Here is an 18,433-nt window from a genome sequence, read left to right on the forward strand (position 1 = left end):
TCGCTCTGGTTGGTCTCAAAGATGTTCTGGATCATGTCGCCATCAAACAACACCTTGTATTTCATCATGGTGTAGCTGGCAATGGCACCCGTGATAAACAGAAAGGCAAAGAAAGGCTTGATGAAATAACGTACAGAGAATGGCATGAAGACGAAATTCAATGCCGCAACCAGCACGATGGGAATAGAGATGGCAAACCCGACTTTAAAATGTTCAAGCTGCGTCAATATTTCATAAAAATGCAGCAATACTGGCCAGTTCAGCAAGAAGGCAAAGATGAAAGCCAGCAAAAACACAAATGGAACAATTCTTATTCTAAGAAAAGAAGGCATGTATATCTCCCTGTCACACTTCTTTACTACACTTTGAAATACCCGCTCGGAAGTCGACACGCCGATATTTGGCGCCGGATAATAACAGTGAGTTGAAAACACCAAATACGATATTTTCAGAGATGCTCAATAATGTGATGTATATCAACAATCATCAGCAAACCGACAGCCTAACCGGCAAAACTTAAGGAAGAATTAAGTCCTCAGTGTTATGTGATCGCTCAAAAAACCGGCACGCTGTCATATTGAATGACAACCCCCTCCTATCGGCACGTTGTTACCACCATTTTTCAGGTCCCTCTCCCGCTCTTAAGTTTCGCTTAAGACTGCTCGGCGACGCTGTCTCCTGACGAGTCCTCGTCATACGACAGATACGAGAGAGGGTTAACATGCACGACAACAGCAAGGCAGCGATCAGCAAGGTGCCAGAGATCACCCTGGCGTTCTGGGTCATCAAGATCCTGGCGACCACCCTGGGGGAGACAGGGGGGGACGCCGTTTCCATGTCGATGGAGCTCGGTTATCTGGTGAGCACAGGTATCTTTGCCGTGCTTTTCTTCGTCTCGGTCAGCGCGCAGATCGCAACGACCTCCTACAACCCCCTCCTTTACTGGACCACCATCATCGCCACCACCACGGTCGGCACCACCCTGGCGGATTTTGCCGATCGCTCGCTCGGACTGGGCTATGCCGGCGGATCCACCCTGCTGCTGGCCTTGCTGATGGGTTCCTTCCTGCTCTGGTATCGGCTGCAGGGCAGCATCTCCACCAGCAGCATCACCACGCCGCGCACCGAGCTGTTCTACTGGGTGACCATCATGTTCTCCCAGACCCTGGGCACCGCACTGGGCGACTGGACCGCTGACGAGGCCGGCTTTGGCTATGCGGGCAGCACCCTGCTGTTTGGCGGCATGCTGGTCGCCATCGTTGCCGCCTACTACCTGACCCGGGTATCGCGCACCCTACTGTTCTGGGCCGCCTTCATCCTGACCAGACCCCTTGGCGCCGTGGTGGGGGATTTTCTGGACAAGCCGCTCAGCAAGGGCGGGCTTGAACTGAGCCGTTACTCCGCCTCCTTTGCCCTGCTGGCCGCCATCGCCACCCTGGTGCTCATCTCGACCCTGCGCAACCGGCAACCGGTTCGGGCCGAACTCGACATCGAGCAATGATGCAGTGGCCGCAGGCAACCGTCTGTGGTCACGCTTGCAGACATGACCAGCCAGCCCGGCAGCCTTGTGGCGGCCGGGCTGGCTATGCTCTGGGTGAATCGATACGAGGCAGGAGCCCCCCATGACCACGACCAACCATCCCCCCGCTCCCCAACCCGCCGGCCGGATCCCGGGGGGCGTCTGGGTGCTGGGGTTTGTCAGCCTGCTGATGGACATCTCTTCTGAAATGATCCACAGCCTGCTGCCCCTCTTCATGGTGACCGTGCTTGGCAGCAGTGCCCTCACCATCGGCCTCATCGAAGGGATGGCGGAGGCCACCGCCCTGATGGTCAAGGTCTTCTCCGGCACCTTGAGCGACTATCTGGGGCGCCGCAAGGGGTTGGCGTTGCTGGGCTACGGACTGGGGGCGCTGACAAAGCCGCTGTTTGCCATCGCCACCGGCAGCGGGCTGATCCTGACCGCCCGCCTGCTGGACAGAGTTGGCAAGGGCATCCGTGGCGCCCCTCGCGATGCGCTGGTGGCCGACCTCACCCCGCCTAAGCTGCGCGGTGCCGCCTTCGGCCTGCGCCAGTCCCTCGACACGGTCGGCGCCCTGCTGGGGCCGCTGCTGGCGGTGGGGTTGATGCTGCTCTGGCACGATGACTTTCGCGCCATCTTCTGGCTGGCGGTGGTGCCTGGACTGGCCTCGGTCACCCTGCTCGCCATCGGTCTGCGTGAACCCAAAGCGGCTGGCCACCACGCCCGCAGCAATCCCTTGCGGCGCGACAATTTGCAGCGCCTTGGCCGCCCCTATCGCTGGGTGGTGCTCATCGGTGCCCTGTTTACCCTGGCCCGTTTCAGCGAAGCCTTTCTGGTTCTGCGTGCCCAGCAAAGCGGCGTGGCGCTCGCGCTGGTGCCGCTGGTCATGGTGGCGATGAACCTGGTTTATGCCCTCAGCGCCTATCCGTTCGGGCGCCTCTCGGATCAAATGAGTCACCGAACCCTGCTGGTCTGGGGGTTGCTGGTGCTGGTGGCCGCCGATCTGGTGCTGGCGGCCAGCACCCACTGGGGGGCTTTGCTACTGGGGGGCTTTGCTACTGGGGGTGATGTTGTGGGGCATTCATCTGGGATTGACCCAGGGGCTGCTGGCCGCCATGGTGGCCGCCAGTGCGCCCGCCGAACTGCGCGGCAGCGCGTTCGGCTTCTTCAATCTGGTCTGCGGCCTCGCCATGTTGCTGGCCAGCCTGCTGGCCGGGCTGCTGTGGGACACTCTTGGCGCCGCCTGCACCTTCTACGCCGGCGCCGCCTGCTGCCTGCTCACCCTGCTGGTGCTCGGCAGGTACAAGCAGCCCGCCCCCGGCAGCCAGCCATGAGCAGCGCATCCCGCTTGCAACAGACAGCAAAAAGCCCCGGCAACCAGGTTGCCGGGGCTTTTCTGAAAATGGCGGAGGAGGTGGGATTTGAACCCACGGATGGTCGCCCATCGCCGGTTTTCAAGACCGGTGCATTCAGCCGCTCTGCCACCCCTCCGAACGGCGTGCATACTACGTCAGCCCCTTGTTCATATGCAATACATATTTGATTTGGGATAGTAGGGGGCTACAGGCTGGGGTGGGGCTTGAAATCAGCGCTCGTCATCCCGACATTCAGTGCATACAATGCGTTAACGAGGCGGCGTTGCCGCCTCACCCCGGAAATCAAGAGGACACCCAAGATGGATACCCGTTCTATCTATACCGGCACCCAGAGTGCCGCGCGCGATACCAACAAGGTACTGCGCAACACCTACATGCTGCTCTCCCTCACTCTTGGCTTCTCTGCCGTGGTGGCCGGGGTTGCCACCGTGATGAACATGCCGCCCCTGCACTGGGCCATCTTCCTCATCGGCGTCTACGGTCTGATGTTCCTGACCGAGAAGAATCGCGACAACGGCATGGGGCTGGTGTTCACCTTCGCCCTGACCGGTCTGCTGGGCTATAGCCTGGGCCCCATCATCAACATGTACATGAACAATGGCGGTGGCGAGATCGTGATGACCGCGCTCGGCGGCACCGCGCTCACCTTCTTCGGTCTGTCGGCCTATGCCCTGACCACCAAGCGTGACCTCTCCTTCATCGGCGGCATGCTGTTCGTCGGTTTCTGGGTGCTGCTGGTGGCCATGATCGCCAACATCTTCCTGCAGATGAGCGCCCTGAGCCTGGCCCTGTCCGCCATGTTCATGCTGTTCTCCTCCGGCGCCATCCTGCTGACTACCCAGCAGATCGTGCGCGGCGGCGAGACCAACTACATCTCTGCCACCGTCACCCTGTATGTCTCCATCTACAACATCTTCCTGAGTCTGCTGAGCCTGCTTGGCGGCAACCGCAACTAATCAAACACCCCGCTTCGGCGGGGTTTTTATTGGCGCCTGTTTCTGTCAGGATAAGTTGCAAATCAAGGATATGAAGCGAAGTGGCCCTGATCCAAATCAGGGCCGTTTCGTTGTTGACCGGTTATGCTCTCGCTTTCGTTTCGCTCAAGGGTTGCGCTCTCCCATGCCCACGGATTTCTCTGGCCTGCTGCGCCGGCTGCTGACTGACAGTCATATCTATTTCGCCCTCAAGGTGTTGCTGGCCATCATGGGGCTGCTTGCCTTCACCCTGGTGACCGGTGACATCCAGCTCACCGTGCTGCTCTCCCTCGGGGTGGTGGCTGGCGCCATCGCCGAGACCGACGACAGTCTGTGGGGCCGGGTCAAGAACCTCGCCATGACCCTGCTCTGCTTCCTGTTCGCCTCCCTCTGCGTGCAGTACCTCTTCCCCACCCCCTGGCTGTTTGCCATCGGGCTCGCGGGCTCCACCTTCATCTTCGTGATGGTGGGAGCGCTCGGTCAGCGTTACGCCACCATCAGCTTTGGCTCCCTGCTCATCGCCATATACACCATGCTGGGGGCCGCCAAGGCGCCGGATCTCTTCTATCAGCCGTTGGCGCTGGGTGCCGGGGCACTCTGGTATGGCCTGGTGTCGCTGATCTGGCTCTGGCTGCTGCCCTACAAGACCCTGCACGAGCAGCTGGCCCAGAGTTACTTTGCCCTCTCCCGCTATCTGCTGGAAAAATCCCGCTTCTTTCCGGCCGACGAGCACGGCGCCCAGGCCATTCGCCACAACCTGGCCCAGCTCAACATCAACCTGGTCAATGCCCTGACGCTCACCAAGTCGGCCCTTAACGCCCGTCTCAGCACCCGTCATCGGGCCTCTCCCGAGCTGGCCAGCCTGCTGCGCCTCTACCTGCTGGCGCTGGAGATCCACGAGCGGGCCACCTCCAGCCACTACCCCTACAGCAAGCTGGAAGCCGAGCTCAAGCAGGGCATCGTGCTGGATGGCTTCCAGGAGGTGTTCCTGCAGCTCTCAGAGGCGTGCCAGCGGCTCGGCTACGCCATCCTGGTGCACAAGCCCTATGCCCACAACAAGCGCATCCACTGGACGCTGGAGGCCCTCGGCGATCAGCTGGAGTTCACTCACCTCAAGCAGCACTATCCGAAAACCCTGCTGACGCCGATGAAGTTTCTGCGCCGCAACCTGGCCAGCATCAACCAGCTGCTGCAAAGCGCCGAGGAGCTGCAAAACCCCGAGCAGGCCCCGCAGAGCCTGCCGCCCCTGGCCAGGCCCGCCCGCCTGCCGCTGCTGACCCAGCTCAAGCAGCATCTCACCCCCAACTCCATGGTGTTTCGCCATGCCCTACGGCTGTCGCTCGGGTTGGTGGTGGGCTACGGTATCCTGCAGGCCTTCCAGCTGGACAAGGGCTACTGGATCCTGCTGACCGTGCTATTCGTCTGCCAACCCAGCTACAGCGCCACCCGCCGCCGGCTGGTGCAGCGGATGCTCGGCACCTTCGCCGGCCTGCTGGTGGGGATCCCGGTGCTCTGGCTCTTCCCCGAGCTGCACGTGCAGCTGGTGGTGATGGGGCTGGCCGCCTTCCTGTTTTTCACCCAGGTGCGCAGCAACTACAGCGCCGCGGTCTGCTTCATCACCCTTTACGTGTTGATGGCGTTCAACCTGCTGGACGGCATCGGCTTCGCCATTCTGGGGCCGCGCATGCTCGATACCCTGCTCGGCTGCCTGCTCTCCTACGCCCTGGTGGCCTGGCTCTGGCCGGACTGGCAGTACAAACGGCTGCCGACCCTGATCGCCAATTCGCTGTCGGCCAACGCCCGTTACCTCTCGGCAGTGCTCGCCAGCCTGCAGCAGCAGCGGGATGAGTCACTCGACTACCGGGTGGCGCGCAAGAGCGCCCATCTAGCGGACAGCGAGCTGGCCATGGCCTGGCAGAGCATGCTGGTGGAGCCGCAAAAGCGCCGCCGTTTCCTCGACCTCTGCTTTACCCTCACCTGGCGCAACCATGCCCTGCTCTCCTACATCTCGGCGCTGGGCGCCCATCGCGACAAGCTGGAGGCCATCGGCGAGCTGGACGAGATCAGCCGCCACCTGAGCCACACCCTGGAGCGGGCTGCCGGCCATCTGGCGGGAGAGATGCCGGAGCAGATCGAGGGGCAGTGCCCTGTCATCACCCCGGACAGCAGCGAGGAGCAACTGATGCTGACCCAGCAGCTCAACCTCATCAGCCAGCTGGCGGACGAATTGCTCGCCCTGGCCAACGAGAGCCGGTTGCTCACCCGGGAACAAGGCGCTACCATGCCCGCCCAATCCTGACAGGCCACAAGGAGCCCACCATGTCCGAGCACCACCAGCTGGAATTCAACGGCCAACTCATCGAAACCGATGCCAAGGGTTATCTGCTCAACTGCAACGACTGGAGCGAGGCGCTGGCACTGGTACTGGCCGAGCAGGAAGGCATAGTGCTGGAGGAGCCGCACTGGGAAGTGGTGCGCTTCGTGCGCGCCTTCTATCTGGAGTTCAACACCTCCCCCGCCATTCGCGCCCTGGTCAAGGCAATGGAGAAGCAGTACGGCCCCGAGAAGGGCAACAGCCGCTACCTCTACAAGCTGTTCCCGGAAGGCCCGGCCAAGCAGGCCACCAAGATTGGCGGCCTGCCCAAACCGGTGAAATGCATCTAAAAAAATACCGCGCCCATCCAGAATGAAGCGCGGTATTTTTTTATCTTGTGGTCCCTCTTAAGGGTTGTAAGCCACCACGGAACCACTTAGGCCGGTCATCTGGCCGATGCGGCTCTGCATGCCCTGCAGCTTGGTCTTGGAGATATCCGGTCCGATGAAGACCCTGTTGAGCTGACCCTGCACCGGCGTGCGCGGCGAGGTGTGCGCCGAGTAACCCGCCGCCCGCAGCTTGCCCACCAGCGCGTTGACGCTGTCGACATTCTTGAAGGCGCCGAGCTGCAGGATCCAGCTGCCCTGGGCCGGTGCAGTAGCTGCAGGCGCCGGGGCTACGGTCGTGGTCGCTTGCCCCATCTTGCTGGCGATGAGATCGTCCATCGACCTGATCTGGCCCGCCTGCGGCTTGCTCTCCACCAGTTTTTGCACCTCTACCGGCTTGGGCGGCACCACCTTGGGCTTGGGTTGCTCCACCGGTTTCTTGGCGATCACTTCGGGCTTGGGTTGGGGCTTGACCGCAGGCGGTGTAACGGGCTGGGTCACCGGCTTGGCGGCCGGCTGCTGCACCTGCGGCTGGCCCTGCTTGGCCCCCAGGGTGACCGGCTCGGGCACCTCTTCCACCTGCCACTGCTCGGCAGCCGACGCCTGCTGCTGGCTGGCCAGATGCTCCGCCGGCAGTGTGCTGGCGGCCGATACCTGCAAGGCGGGCTTGGCGGGTTCCAGCTCGGGGCGCAGCGGGATCTTGGCAAACGCCTCTTCCTTCTGCTCCAGCTTGTGGCCGTCCATCAGATCCGGCAGAAAAATGACTACCAGGGCCACCAGGATGACGGTCCCCACCAGACGGTTTTGAAACTTAGAGGCCAAGTTGAATCCTACCTTTACGTAACTCAATATGCGATCTGGCTCCCCGCCAAAGGGCCGGGGAGCCGGGGTGTGGCCTAGACGGCGACACCCGCCAGAATGTCGGCGACAGTGTAAAACGAACCAAACACAATGACCATATCATCAGGACTCGATGCGGCCAACGCGGCAGCATAGGCCTGCCCCACGTCGTCAAAGGGGGTCGCCGGCCCCCGCTCGCTGCCAAGGGCCGCCGCCAACTGGGCCGCGCTCGCCGCCCGCGGGCCGCTCAGGCTCGCCAGATACCACTCGCCGATGAGGCCATCTAGCTCGGCAAGCGAACCCGCCATGTCCTTGTCCTTGAGCATGCCGACCACGGCGCTGCGCACGCCGGTGCAAGGCAGCTTGCGCAGCTGGGCAGCCAGATAGGCCGCCGAATGGGGGTTGTGGGCCACATCGACGATGACCAGCGGCGCGCTTTGCAACTGTTGCATCCGGCCAGCCAGCCTGGCGTTGGCCAACCCGTCACGGATGGCGGACTCCGGCAACGGCAGACCGAGGGACTCCAGCGCCGCCAGCACGGTGACCGCGTTCATCAGCGGCAGGGCCGGCTTGGGCAGTCCCAGCCAGTGGTGCAGGCCGTGGTAGTCCCAACTGTCGTCGTGCTCATCCCCGTGGAAGTCACGGCCGACCTGGCGCAAGGAGGCACCGAGGCGCGCCGCCTCGCTGGCGATGGTGACGGGCGGGTTGGGCTCACCGCTGATGGCGGGGTTGCCGGCGCGATATACGCCCGCCTTCTCCACCGCCACCGCCTCGCGGGTATCCCCCAGCCAATCGCAGTGATCGAGCGCAATGGAGGTGATCATGGCCACATCGGACTCCACCACATTGGTGGCATCGAGCCGGCCACCCAGCCCCACTTCCAGCAGCAGCACATCCGGCGCAGCGCGGCGAAACAGCCACAAACCGGCCAGGGTGGCGAATTCGAAGAAGGTGAGAGCAATCTCGCCGCGGGCCGCTTCCACCTCGGCAAAGGCGGTGCAGTGATCGCGGTCGGCCAGCTCGGCCCCGTTGATCCGCACCCGTTCGGTGAAGCGCAGCAGATGGGGAGAGGAGTAGACGCCGACCTTGTAACCGGCAGCCATCAGAATGCTGGCCGCCATGGCGCAGCTGGAGCCCTTGCCGTTGGTGCCCGCCACCGTGATCACCTTGAACGGCAGTTGGGTAAGACCCATGCGGCGGGCGACGGCACCGACCCGATCCAGTCCCATGTCGATGTTGACCGGGTGGATCTGCTCCAAATAAGAAAGCCAGTCGACCAGCGACCGGCTTTGGGATTGTTGCATGTTGGAACTCATCTTCACTCTTCGATGACGTGAGTATTCAGCATTTTGGCGAGCAGGCTGGCCAGACGGTTGCGCATGTCGCGGCGGTCGATGATGAGATCGATGGCGCCCTTCTCCAGCAGGAACTCGGAGCGCTGGAAGCCTTCCGGCAGCTTTTCGCGCACGGTCTGCTCGATGACGCGGGGACCGGCAAAGCCGATCAGCGCCTTGGGCTCACCCACGTTGATGTCACCCAGCATGGCCAGACTGGCGGAGACGCCACCCATGGTAGGGTCGGTCAGCACCGAGATGTAGGGCAGGCCGGCTTTGGAGAGTCGGTCCAGCGCCGCACTGGTCTTGGCCATCTGCATCAGGGAGAACAGCGCCTCCTGCATGCGGGCACCACCCGAGGTGGAGAAACAGACCAGACCGCGCCCTTCCTTGATGCTCTCCTCGACGGCGCGCACGAAGCGGGCGCCCACCACGGAGGACATGGAGCCACCGATGAAGGAGAACTCGAACGAACAGGCGACGACCGGCACCCCCTTGAGGGTCCCCTTCATCACCACCAGCGCATCTTTCTCGCCCGTATCCTTCTGGGCGGCTGACAAACGATCCTTGTAGCGCTTGGAATCCTTGAATTTCAGTACATCCTGCGGCTCCAGCTCGGCACCGACTTCGGTGCGGCCCTGCTCGTCGAGAAAGCTCTCGAGGCGGGCACGGGCGCTGATGCGCATATGATGATCACACTTGGGGCACACTTCGAGATTGCGCTCCAACTCTGCCCGGTAGAGCACCTGTTCACAAGCACTGCACTTGGTCCACACCCCTTCCGGAATGTTGTGGCGACGCGGGGCAGTGATCTTGCTCTTGGGAAGGATCTTCTCAAGCCAGCTCATGGAATTCCTTAATGCTTTTGTGCCTGACAAAACGCATCGAGCCTAGATTGTTCAATGACTTAATAGCTCGATGGCAATAAATGACGGATCATTAAACCACAAATTTTCGGGCCCAGTTACTAAAAACTGGTCGTACCCGGTGCCGAGTCCGGCAGCCACAACGGACCGAGCGGCACCCGCGGCAAGCCCAGTTCCAGCGGGTAATCCACGTCCACCAGATAGAGTCCCCCCGCCTTGGCGGTGGGGCCCGCCAGGTTGCGATCCCGGGCCGCCAGCACCTCGGCCACCCACTCCACCGGTTTGAGCCCCTGCCCCACCAGCAACAGGGAACCAGTGATGTTGCGCACCATGTGGTGTAGGAAGGCATTGGCCCGGATATCCAGCACGATATAGGGGCCCTCGCGGCTGACGCACAGGTGGGTCACATTGCGCCACGGGGTCTTGGACTGGCAGCCGACGGCCCGAAACGAGCTGAAGTCCTGCTCACCCAGCAGGCACTGGCCTGCCTGGTGCATCAGCGTCGCGTCGATCGCTTCATGGTAGTGGCTGACGCCGCTGCCGAGGATGGCCGGCCGGTAGTTGTGGTTGTAGATGACATAGCGGTAGCGACGGGCGGTGGCGCTGAAGCGGGCGTGGAACCCCTCGTCCACCTGCTTGACCCAGCGCACCGCGATGTCGGGCGGCAGGTTGGAGTTGAGCCCCAGGGTCCAGGCCCCTTCTGCACGGTTCGCATCGGTATCGAAGTGGATGACCTGGCCGGTGGCGTGGACGCCGGCATCGGTGCGTCCTGCACACTGGATGGAGACGGGGTGATTGGCGATCCGGCTGAGGGCCTTCTCCAGCTCCTCCTGTACGCTGATCACTTCGCGCTGACGCTGCCAGCCGAAATACCGGCTGCCGTCGTATTCAATACCTAGGGCAATTCGCATGGATAAACTTGTCTTCTGATGAAAGGATGCGGTGAAAGAAACGGGGCGGATTATACCCATCTCGCCTCAAAAATCCCAAATCGCAGCACCCAGGCCAGACCTGGCGCCAAAAATAGAAGGGGCAGCCCGTCGGCTGCCCCTGCTGTCATCATGGTGCTGTGGCTACCTAGCCAAGGCGTTTGAGCAGCTTCTCGGCCTCGGCCCGCTGATGCTCGGTGCCCTGCTCCGCCGCCTCCTGCAGCAGCTCGCGGGCGCTCTCCTTGTCGTCGATCTCGAGGTAGGCGCGCGCCAGATCCAGCTTGGCCCCCACTCCGCCATCGTCGGCATCCACGTCAAATCCGGTGGACTCCGGCAGCACCTCGGGGAAACCATCCAGCCCCACATCCAGCGAAAAGCCCTGATAGGGTTCCTGCTCCGTGGTGGTGGCATCGGCCTCGGCCAGCAGCTTGTCGATCTCGACATAACCGCTCTCCTGGGCCTGCTCGCGTGGCTTGACCTCGCCCTGATGGGGCTCCACTTCGGCGAAGGCATCCTCAAAATCGGAGAGGGCCATTTCGTTGGGATCCCAATCCGCTTCGGCCTCTTTTTTGCCTTTGACCGGCTCGGGCTCCAGCCCCAGCTCAGCCAGCATCTCGTCGGCGCCGGCAGCGGCAGCCTGGTCGGCCCCCGGCTCGGCAAAGGCGGTCTCGAAGTCGCTCAGGTCGAAGGAGGCGAGATCCTCATCGCTCACCGCCGCTTCGGCGTCCGGCTGGCCGTCATCGGCGCCATCCAGCGTCAGGTCGGCCTCCAGATCCGCATCCAGCTCGGCGAACAGGGCAGCCTGCAGCTCCTCTTCGCTCATGACCTCGTTGTCGGCCTTTGGCTTGGGATTGAACTCGCTGGCAAGATCGAGATCCGGCTCGGTATCGAGGGTGATGGGATCGTCATGGGCCAGATCCAGATCGGGCACCAGATCCGGGTCACGAACGGCCGCCTTGGCAGCCGGAGCCGGCTCGGCATCGAAGCTGGCCAGGTCCATCTCGCCATCGTCGCTGAACACCAGATCGGCCGGCGCGGCAGGCTCTTCCACCGCCATGTAGCCATCGGGCGTGTTGAGATCCGGTGTAGGCCGTACCGGCTCCTCGTCGGCGATGCCGACCGTCATCAGCTCGTCAAACTCGCTGCTCTCCTGATCCATCACCATGGCGGTGGATTCGGACAGGCTCTTCTCCTGCTCTTCCAGCTCACGGCGAGCCCGGGCCCGCAGCCACAGGGTCACCAGCGCCAGCACCAGCAGCACCGGCAACAGAATGATCATGGCGAGGTTGAGCGGCGAGGAGAGCAGGTCCATCAGCCAGTTCTGCTTGGGCTCGGGAGCCGGCGCCGCCGGCGGAACCGGCTTGGCCTTGAGCTCGGCAATCTCTTTTTGCAGGGCGGTCTGATCCTGCAGCTGGGCCTTGAGGGTCTCCACCTCTTCGGTCAGCGACTGCAGTCGCAGCTTGAGCCTGTGGTTCATCTCGGTGACCTGACCGAGCTGGGCATTGGCATCTTCCAGCGCCAGCGCCATCTCGGTGGAGGGCTTGCCGACCGGCTTGTCGAGGTCGGCCGGCAGCGGGGCCGGTGCACTTGCGGTGGCGGCACTGGTTGCCGCAGCCTGGCTCGCGACCGGCTCGGGGGCCTTGGCGACCTCCTTGACCTCGGTGGCCAGCTGGGGTGCCTCCACCTTGGGTGCCGGAGCCGGAATGGGTGCCGCCTTGGCGGGCGCTACCTTGGCAACCTCGGGCTTGGCCGGCTCGGCTGCCTTGGTGGGGGTCGCCTTGGGCTGGGCCGGCTTGGTGGCCACCGGTTTGGCCGGCTGGGTATGTTTGCTCGCCAGATATTTCGGGCTCAGCCCTTTCCAGCTGGCGTTGTCACTGCGGAATTTGGCGCGGGCCTCGGCATCTGTGATGACGCTGGCCTCGGCGGCGGTGGGCAGCAGGATGCGCGAGCCCACCAGAATGTGGTTGATGTTGCCGTCGGCGAAACTGCGGGGGTTTTTCTCGTAGATCGCCACCATGGTCTGGTAGACGCTGACACTGTTGGAGGGACGGTACTTGCTCGCCAGGCTCCAGAGGGTGTCGGTGGGACGAATGGGACCATAACTGCCGGCATTGCTCGCGACCTGCCGCACGATGGGCTGGGCCGTCGCTCGGCTGGACTGGGGCGTGGCACTGGGAGTGGCGACGGGTTGTGCCAGCGGCTGAGAATTGACGGCGGGCGGAGCCGGTTCGTCCGGGCCTTTGAGCTCAACAAAAAAGGGCTCCCGCGTCGAGTCTTCGGCCTGGGCCATGCCCAGCAGACCCAATGCGAGTAGCGTTGCCAATGTTATGCGGGAATGTCCCATATTCGTTCCTTCGTATGACGGCCCTATCACATTGAAAAATCTGGATAGTTACCCCAAAACAGTCGGTTCAATATAAATCAGGCTCAGGTTGCAAGCCAGCAGTCCGACACATTTAGCACCCAACTTGCCCCTGAGTGTAGGAAAAAACTTAATCAGTTGATATCGCGAAACATTCCAGAAGTCGCACTGTGCGCCCCCGGTCACATCTGTCTCGCGCTCGGCGGTGCCATCTCTGGCGGGCATCCCTCCCCGCCAGACCCATGGACTGCCGATCAGAGGTAATCACGCACCAGCAGTTCGGCAATCTGTACGCTGTTGGTCGCGGCGCCCTTACGAACGTTATCGGCCACGATCCACATATTTATACCGCAGGGGTGAGAAATATCCTGGCGAACCCGGCCCACCTGTACCTCGTCCTTGCCGGTTGCATCGCGCACCGGGGTCGGATAGTCATGCTCGTCGTCAAACAGGGTGACGCCCGGCGCATTGCGCAGCAGCTCCTTCACCTGCTCGGCGTCAAGCGGCTGGTGCAGCTCGACGTGAACCGCCTCGGCATGGCCGTAGAACACCGGCACCCGCACGCAGGTGGGGTTCACGGCGATGCTGGCATCCCCCAGGATCTTCTGGGTCTCCCACACCATCTTCATCTCTTCCCGGGTGTAGCCGTTGTCGGTGAAGCTGTCGATCTGCGGGATCAGGTTGAAGGCGATCTGCTGCGGGTAGAGGCTGGGCTCCACCGGACGACCGTTGAGCAGGTGGGCGGTCTGGCCGGCCAGCTCGCTCACCCCCTCCTTGCCTGAGCCGGAGACGGACTGATAGGTCGCCACGTTGATGCGGGAGATACCCACTTCATCGTGCAGCGGTTTGAGCGCCACCAGCATCTGGATGGTAGAACAGTTGGGGTTGGCGATGATGTTGCGGTTGCGAAAATCGGCCAGGGCATCCGGGTTCACTTCCGGAATGACCAGCGGGATATCTTCGTCGTAACGGAAGCAGGAGGTGTTGTCGATGACGATGCAGCCGTGCTCGGCGGCAATCGGCGCCCACTTGGCAGAGACCTCGGCCCCGGCGGAGAAGAGGGCGATCTGCACCAGGCTCCAGTCAAACTCCTCCACGTCCAGGATCTCGACATTCTTGCCGGCAAAACGCACCGTGTCGCCGGCGCTGCGGCTGGAGGCCAGCGGATAGAGGGTGGCCACCGGGAAGGCACGCTCTTCCAGGATCTCGATCATCGCCTCGCCCACGGCGCCGCTGGCGCCCAATACCGCTACGTTGAATTGCTGACTCACTGCTGTTCTCTCCTATGATGGTGCCGGTGACGCGCGCTGGCATCACCGCTGGCAGGCGGACCTGCCTGATAGCGGGTCTGGCGTCGGGCCAGACCGGGTATGGGCGGGACAAGGCCCCCCCCCCTTCAAGTATGTAGAGCGCTCAGCCGGGCTGGCAGACAAACCCGAGCCGGGCCAGGGTATCGCTCGCAAACGGCCCCTTCAGCTGCAGGGCCGAGAGCTCGCGCCGCTCAGGATAATCTTTGCGCTGCTCGTCGAAGCTGCCCGCCACACCGAGCCGATTGCGAAAACGGGCGTCATCACGGCGCACGTCATAAATAAGGTGGACCAGTTGCTTGATCAATGCCTGATCCGCCGGCTGGCCCGGCGTCACCTCGCGCACCTCGGGGATGGGCAGCAGACTCTGCAGATCCTGGCGCGGCGTGCGCCCCAGCTGGCGGCAGAGCGCCTCATAGAGCATCCAGGTGCCGCGCGCCTTGCCTTCCAGGCTGTAACCCGCAATGTGCGGGGTCGCCAGCTCGGTATGGGGCACCAGGGCCTGCAGCGGCTCCGGCTCCCCTTCCCACACATCCATCACCAGCCGCAGCGGCGCCTGGCTCTGCTGGCGCGCCAGCAAGGCCTGGTTGTCCCACACCTCACCGCGGGAAGCGTTGATGAGGATCTGCCTGGCCGGGCGGGCGGCAATCTGCGCTGCATCCAGCAGATGGAAGGTGGCATCCGGCCCTTGACGGGTAATGGGAACGTGGAAGCTGACGATGTCGGCCTCAAGGGCCTGCTGGTAATCGACAAACTGCGCCGCCTCGTTGGCCTCGGCGGCGCGGGCCCGGGGCGGATCGCAGCGCAGCACCCGCATGCCGAGGGCCTCGGCCTTGCCTGCCACGCACTCGCCGGTATTGCCGGCGCCGATGACCGCGAGGCTCATCTCGCTCAAGTTGAGCTCATGGCGCTCGGCCAGCACCAGCAGGGCGGAGAGTACATAGTCGCCGACCGAATATTTGTTGCAGCCGGGGGCACTGAAGAAGGGAATGCCTCGCTCGGTCAACAGCGCCTTGTCCACGTGATCGGTGCCTATGGTGGCGGTGCCGACGAAGCTCAGTCGCGGGCAGCTGGCCAAGAGGGCTGCGTCCACCCGGGTGACGGAGCGCACCAGCAGCACGTCGGCCTCTTGCAGATCCGCCGCCTGCATCTGCCTGCCGGGCAGCGGGATGACCTCGCCAAACTCGGCAAACAACTCACGGGCGTGGGGCATATTTTCATCAACGACGATCTTCATCGGGCTCTCTCACTTCGCTAGCGGCCACAAGCGCGCCATTCTAGCCCAAACAGACCGAAGTTTCAGATGCTTATTCACCCATACGCGGCCGTCGCCGCGACTTTCTGCCGGGGTGGGTGCGCTGTTGCCTCATCTGCGCCCGATGAAGCGCCCTGCCCGGGCAATATCTGCTGACCGCCCCCGTCATCAGCAGGCCTTGGTCAACAATCAAACCATCACCACACTCATTTGTAACCCCGTGTTACAGGGAGCGGGGCACGACTTGACCGACCGGGTTGGGCTGGCACAATGACGCCTCTTTTTTTTCTGCCCAGGAATGGGCACCTTGCCGAGCCTCGTTATGCCGACTCACGCCTCTTCTCTGCCGCGCCGCCAGGTACTTTGTTTCAGTGCCGCCCTGATCCTGCCACTGCTCCTGCTGGCCTGCCTGCCCTGGCAACCGTTCATGAGCCAGGCCCTGCACTCAAACTGGCTCTGGTGGCCCTACGCCCTCACCCGCATGGTGGATGTGCCCGGCATCGGCGTCAGCATCCTGGCCCTGCTGCTGCTGACCCGACACAAGCTGACGCTGAGCCTGCCGGCGCTGCTGGCCCTCGGCGCCGCCCTGTTTGCCGTGCTGGCCGGCGACTGGCTCATCAAGAGCCTGATCAAGCATCTGACCGAGGAGCCCCGCCCCTACCTGCTCTGGCTTGAGAGCCAGAACCTGATCCCTGCCATCCAGCAGTTCTACGCCGGCAAGGTAGAGGTGCGCAGCGAACAGGTCCATGCCGCCAGCCAGCTGCTGGCGCTGCCCGAGTGGCTCGCCAACCACTGGCAGGCGGAGGTGAACTACGCCTTCCCCTCCGGCCACAGCATCGCCGCTATGAGCCTGGCCCAGTTCTTCGGCCTGATCTGGCTGGCGCGCGCCCCCGCCGGCGCCTGGTTGCTGCCGCTGTGGGCCATAGGTGTCGGCCTGTCGCGCATGCTGATCGGCATGCACTGGCCACTGGATGTACTGGCGAGCGCCCTGCTCGGCAGCCTCACCGCGCTGTTCGCGGTGCGCTGGTGGCTGCGCCGTTACTGATATCCGCACGATACAAGAAACGGGCACCTGCGGGTGCCCGTTGTTGTTCTCTGCTCTCTGCCGTGGTGGCTCAGTTGCTGGCGCTCGCGCCCTGCCACCCCTGCGGGTACTTGTAGCCGACGAAGCGCTTGGCGGCATAGGCCTTGAAGGCGGCCGAGTTGTAGGCCTCTGCCACATCTTTGGCGAAGGGCTTGTCCGCATCGGCACTTTTTACCACCACCCAGTTGATGAAGTCGTAGCTGCGCTCAAGGAACAACCCGGAACTGAAAGGAATGCCGCTTGAGGCGGCAAAGTTGCCGTTGATGACCGAGAAGTCTACGTCTTCGCGCGAGCGGGGCAGCTGGGCCGCCTCCAGCAGCACCAGCTTGAGGTTGTGCGGGTTTTGCACCACGTCGAACTCGCTCGCCTTGAGCGGGTTGATCCCCTCCTTGAGGGTCAGCCAGCCCAGATCCTGCAGCATCAGCAGCGCCCGCGCCTGATTGGTGGGGTCGTTCGGTATGGCCACCGTGCTCCCCTCCTGCACCGCCTTCAGATCTCCCAGCTTGCCGGCATAGAGCCCCATGGGGCCGGTCGGCACCTGGGTGATGGGGGCGAGCGACAGCCCCCGATCCTTGGCAAAGCTCTCCAGATAGGGCTTGTGCTGGAAGCAGTTCACATCGAGCGAGCCGTCGGCCAGCGCGATATTGGGGGTCACATAGTCGGTGAACTCCACCAGTTTGACCTGGTAGCCCTTGGCTTCGAGCTGGGGCTTGATGGAGTCGGTCACCATGTCGGCAAAATCCCCCACAGTAGTGCCGATGACGATCGCCTGTTTGGCCGGATCGGCAGCCAGCGCCGCCAATGGCAGAGTACCGGCCAGCAGGGCCAGGGCGGAAAGGGCAAAGAAGGAACGACGCTGCATAAAAACTCCCTGTAAAGATCTCAACGGCTGGCGCGATGGCTAAGTCATGTTTGAATCACAGCAACCATCCAGCCATCCAAACGGCTAATTGAGTACACCATAACAGAGCCGTTTCTCTTCGCCAAGCAACAAAACCGGGCAAGCTTATTTATAAAAAATCACGGCCTTTGATATAAGGGCTCAATGCGGCTGAACACCATCGGCTACCCATTTCATTCCCTAGCAAGGAGCCCATCATGCTGACCACCACGAACACCGGCCTGCTGGTCGTCGATATTCAGGGCAAACTGGCCCGTCTGGTCGAGGGGAGCGACGCCCTCATCGCCAACACCGCCAGACTGGTAGCGGGGGCCAGACTGCTGGGCCTGCCGGTTGTCTGGCTGGAGCAAAACCCGGACAAGCTCGGGGCCACCGTGCCCGAGCTGCAGTTGATGCAGGCAGGCGATCTGGTGCTGGCCAAGCACAGCTTCGGCGCGCTGGGGGAACCGGTACTGGCCGATGCCCTCGCCCGCCAGGGCGTCAGCCACTGGCTGGTGTGCGGCATCGAGGCCCATATCTGCGTCTACCAGACGGTGTTGGGATTGCTGGAGGCGGGCAGCCAGGTGTCGCTGGTGGTGGATGCGGTGTCATCGCGCAGCACCGCCAACCGGGAGCTCGCCATCCACAAGCTGGCGGCGCACGGGGCCGAACTCACCTCGGTGGAGATGTGCCTCTACGAGCTGCTGGGCGATTGTCGCCATCCGGCGTTTCGATCCATTCTGGCGTTGATCAAATAGCCCTCCTGCCAGCCATCCGGCGTTTCGTACCATATTGCTGCCGCTGATCAAATAGCCTCTCCTATCGGCCAGTTCCTCCAGACCACACGGCGCCATTGGCACCGGGTGGCTTGCCTGCAGTGCCCCCTGTTTTCATCTCAGCGGCGCTCCCGCCAGCGCGAAGATTCCCCCCATCCTGCGCAGCTCCGCCCGGCTCTCTCACACCGGCAACGGCCCGTCAGAAGTTAACAAATGGTTACTAATTGATTG

Annotated in this window: 15 protein-coding genes, 1 tRNA gene and 1 pseudogene; 7 read left to right on the forward strand and 10 right to left on the reverse strand. The window is 62.8% G+C overall.

The window, feature by feature from the left end:
- The coding region (locus CAK78_RS21640) for a phosphoethanolamine transferase domain-containing protein (RefSeq protein ID WP_141214217.1) at nucleotides 1–332 on the reverse strand (332 nt) is incomplete at its 3' end.
- A 389-nt stretch (nucleotides 333–721) separates the two neighbouring features.
- On the opposite strand from CAK78_RS21640, the gene CAK78_RS21645 reads away from it, so the two are divergent.
- Nucleotides 722–1,501 carry a COG4705 family protein gene (locus tag CAK78_RS21645; protein WP_094698655.1) on the forward strand — a complete coding sequence of 260 codons (780 nt, stop codon included), beginning with the start codon at nucleotides 722–724 and terminating at the stop codon, nucleotides 1,499–1,501.
- A gap of 121 nt (nucleotides 1,502–1,622) precedes the next feature.
- A pseudogene (locus CAK78_RS23420) lies at nucleotides 1,623–2,853 on the forward strand (MFS transporter).
- A 69-nt stretch (nucleotides 2,854–2,922) separates the two neighbouring features.
- Here the strand turns inward: CAK78_RS23420 and CAK78_RS21655 are convergent.
- Nucleotides 2,923–3,010 (reverse strand) — tRNA-Ser (locus tag CAK78_RS21655).
- Nucleotides 3,011–3,194: 184 nt separating this feature from the next.
- Here CAK78_RS21655 and CAK78_RS21660 point away from each other — a divergent pair.
- From CAK78_RS21660 to CAK78_RS21670, 3 genes are all read left to right on the forward strand, one after another.
- Entirely contained in the window at nucleotides 3,195–3,851 is a 657-nt protein-coding gene (locus tag CAK78_RS21660) for a Bax inhibitor-1/YccA family protein (RefSeq protein ID WP_010633601.1), read from the forward strand.
- Between the two features lie 163 nt (nucleotides 3,852–4,014).
- Nucleotides 4,015–6,168, forward strand: a complete 2,154-nt coding sequence (gene yccS / locus CAK78_RS21665) for a YccS family putative transporter (RefSeq protein WP_094698656.1) — start codon at nucleotides 4,015–4,017, stop codon at nucleotides 6,166–6,168.
- A 20-nt stretch (nucleotides 6,169–6,188) separates the two neighbouring features.
- Nucleotides 6,189–6,533 (forward strand): TusE/DsrC/DsvC family sulfur relay protein, encoded by a 345-nt coding sequence (locus CAK78_RS21670; protein WP_094698657.1) that lies wholly within the window; start codon nucleotides 6,189–6,191, stop codon nucleotides 6,531–6,533.
- Between the two features lie 57 nt (nucleotides 6,534–6,590).
- On the opposite strand, the gene dedD is transcribed toward CAK78_RS21670, so the two are convergent.
- The 7 genes from dedD to CAK78_RS21705 all read right to left on the reverse strand — a co-directional run bounded on the left by dedD (nucleotide 6,591) and on the right by CAK78_RS21705 (nucleotide 15,444).
- Nucleotides 6,591–7,391 carry a cell division protein DedD gene (dedD, locus tag CAK78_RS21675; RefSeq protein ID WP_094698658.1) on the reverse strand — a complete coding sequence of 267 codons (801 nt, stop codon included), beginning with the start codon at nucleotides 7,389–7,391 and terminating at the stop codon, nucleotides 6,591–6,593.
- Nucleotides 7,392–7,465: 74 nt separating this feature from the next.
- Nucleotides 7,466–8,725 carry a bifunctional tetrahydrofolate synthase/dihydrofolate synthase gene (gene folC / locus CAK78_RS21680; RefSeq protein WP_176452886.1) on the reverse strand — a complete coding sequence of 420 codons (1,260 nt, stop codon included), beginning with the start codon at nucleotides 8,723–8,725 and terminating at the stop codon, nucleotides 7,466–7,468.
- A 2-nt stretch (nucleotides 8,726–8,727) separates the two neighbouring features.
- Nucleotides 8,728–9,591, reverse strand: coding sequence for an acetyl-CoA carboxylase, carboxyltransferase subunit beta (accD, locus tag CAK78_RS21685; RefSeq protein ID WP_005302503.1), 864 nt, complete (start codon nucleotides 9,589–9,591; stop codon nucleotides 8,728–8,730).
- Between the two features lie 119 nt (nucleotides 9,592–9,710).
- A complete protein-coding gene (gene truA / locus CAK78_RS21690) occupies nucleotides 9,711–10,520 on the reverse strand; it encodes a tRNA pseudouridine(38-40) synthase TruA (protein ID WP_094698659.1) in 810 nt (269 codons plus the stop codon).
- 166 nt (nucleotides 10,521–10,686) lie between these two features.
- Nucleotides 10,687–12,882 (reverse strand): FimV/HubP family polar landmark protein, encoded by a 2,196-nt coding sequence (locus tag CAK78_RS21695; protein WP_094698660.1) that lies wholly within the window; start codon nucleotides 12,880–12,882, stop codon nucleotides 10,687–10,689.
- A gap of 272 nt (nucleotides 12,883–13,154) precedes the next feature.
- On the reverse strand, nucleotides 13,155–14,171 hold the full coding sequence (locus tag CAK78_RS21700) for an aspartate-semialdehyde dehydrogenase (RefSeq protein WP_094698661.1): 1,017 nt from the start codon (nucleotides 14,169–14,171) through the stop codon (nucleotides 13,155–13,157).
- Nucleotides 14,172–14,313: 142 nt separating this feature from the next.
- The gene (locus CAK78_RS21705; protein ID WP_094698662.1) at nucleotides 14,314–15,444 is read right to left on the reverse strand and encodes a 4-phosphoerythronate dehydrogenase; all 1,131 of its coding nucleotides are present in this window, start codon (nucleotides 15,442–15,444) and stop codon (nucleotides 14,314–14,316) included.
- A 316-nt stretch (nucleotides 15,445–15,760) separates the two neighbouring features.
- On the opposite strand from CAK78_RS21705, the gene CAK78_RS21710 reads away from it, so the two are divergent.
- Nucleotides 15,761–16,507 (forward strand): phosphatase PAP2 family protein, encoded by a 747-nt coding sequence (locus CAK78_RS21710; RefSeq protein ID WP_094698663.1) that lies wholly within the window; start codon nucleotides 15,761–15,763, stop codon nucleotides 16,505–16,507.
- A 70-nt stretch (nucleotides 16,508–16,577) separates the two neighbouring features.
- On the opposite strand, the gene CAK78_RS21715 is transcribed toward CAK78_RS21710, so the two are convergent.
- Nucleotides 16,578–17,408 carry a MetQ/NlpA family ABC transporter substrate-binding protein gene (locus tag CAK78_RS21715; protein WP_042008942.1) on the reverse strand — a complete coding sequence of 277 codons (831 nt, stop codon included), beginning with the start codon at nucleotides 17,406–17,408 and terminating at the stop codon, nucleotides 16,578–16,580.
- Between the two features lie 236 nt (nucleotides 17,409–17,644).
- Here CAK78_RS21715 and CAK78_RS21720 point away from each other — a divergent pair, with 236 nt between their 5' ends.
- Entirely contained in the window at nucleotides 17,645–18,184 is a 540-nt protein-coding gene (locus CAK78_RS21720) for an isochorismatase family protein (RefSeq protein ID WP_094698664.1), read from the forward strand.
- Nucleotides 18,185–18,433 lie beyond the last annotated feature (249 nt).

Source organism: Aeromonas sp. A35_P (genome assembly GCF_002259925.1).
Classification (GTDB): Bacteria; Pseudomonadota; Gammaproteobacteria; order Enterobacterales; family Aeromonadaceae; genus Aeromonas; species Aeromonas dhakensis.

Excerpts from the sequence above, each read along its gene's own strand:
- CAK78_RS21645 (WP_094698655.1), top strand. The coding sequence starts at position 722 with ATGCACGACAACAGCAAGGCAGCGATCAGCAAGGTGCCAGAGATCACC.
- CAK78_RS21660 (WP_010633601.1), top strand. The coding sequence starts at position 3,195 with ATGGATACCCGTTCTATCTATACCGGCACCCAGAGTGCCGCGCGCGAT.
- yccS (WP_094698656.1), top strand. The coding sequence starts at position 4,015 with ATGCCCACGGATTTCTCTGGCCTGCTGCGCCGGCTGCTGACTGACAGT.
- CAK78_RS21670 (WP_094698657.1), top strand. The coding sequence starts at position 6,189 with ATGTCCGAGCACCACCAGCTGGAATTCAACGGCCAACTCATCGAAACC.
- folC (WP_176452886.1), bottom strand. The coding sequence starts at position 8,725 with ATGAGTTCCAACATGCAACAATCCCAAAGCCGGTCGCTGGTCGACTGG.
- accD (WP_005302503.1), bottom strand. The coding sequence starts at position 9,591 with ATGAGCTGGCTTGAGAAGATCCTTCCCAAGAGCAAGATCACTGCCCCG.
- truA (WP_094698659.1), bottom strand. The coding sequence starts at position 10,520 with ATGCGAATTGCCCTAGGTATTGAATACGACGGCAGCCGGTATTTCGGC.
- CAK78_RS21695 (WP_094698660.1), bottom strand. The coding sequence starts at position 12,882 with ATGGGACATTCCCGCATAACATTGGCAACGCTACTCGCATTGGGTCTG.
- CAK78_RS21705 (WP_094698662.1), bottom strand. The coding sequence starts at position 15,444 with ATGAAGATCGTCGTTGATGAAAATATGCCCCACGCCCGTGAGTTGTTT.
- CAK78_RS21710 (WP_094698663.1), top strand. The coding sequence starts at position 15,761 with ATGGGCACCTTGCCGAGCCTCGTTATGCCGACTCACGCCTCTTCTCTG.
- CAK78_RS21715 (WP_042008942.1), bottom strand. The coding sequence starts at position 17,408 with ATGCAGCGTCGTTCCTTCTTTGCCCTTTCCGCCCTGGCCCTGCTGGCC.
- CAK78_RS21720 (WP_094698664.1), top strand. The coding sequence starts at position 17,645 with ATGCTGACCACCACGAACACCGGCCTGCTGGTCGTCGATATTCAGGGC.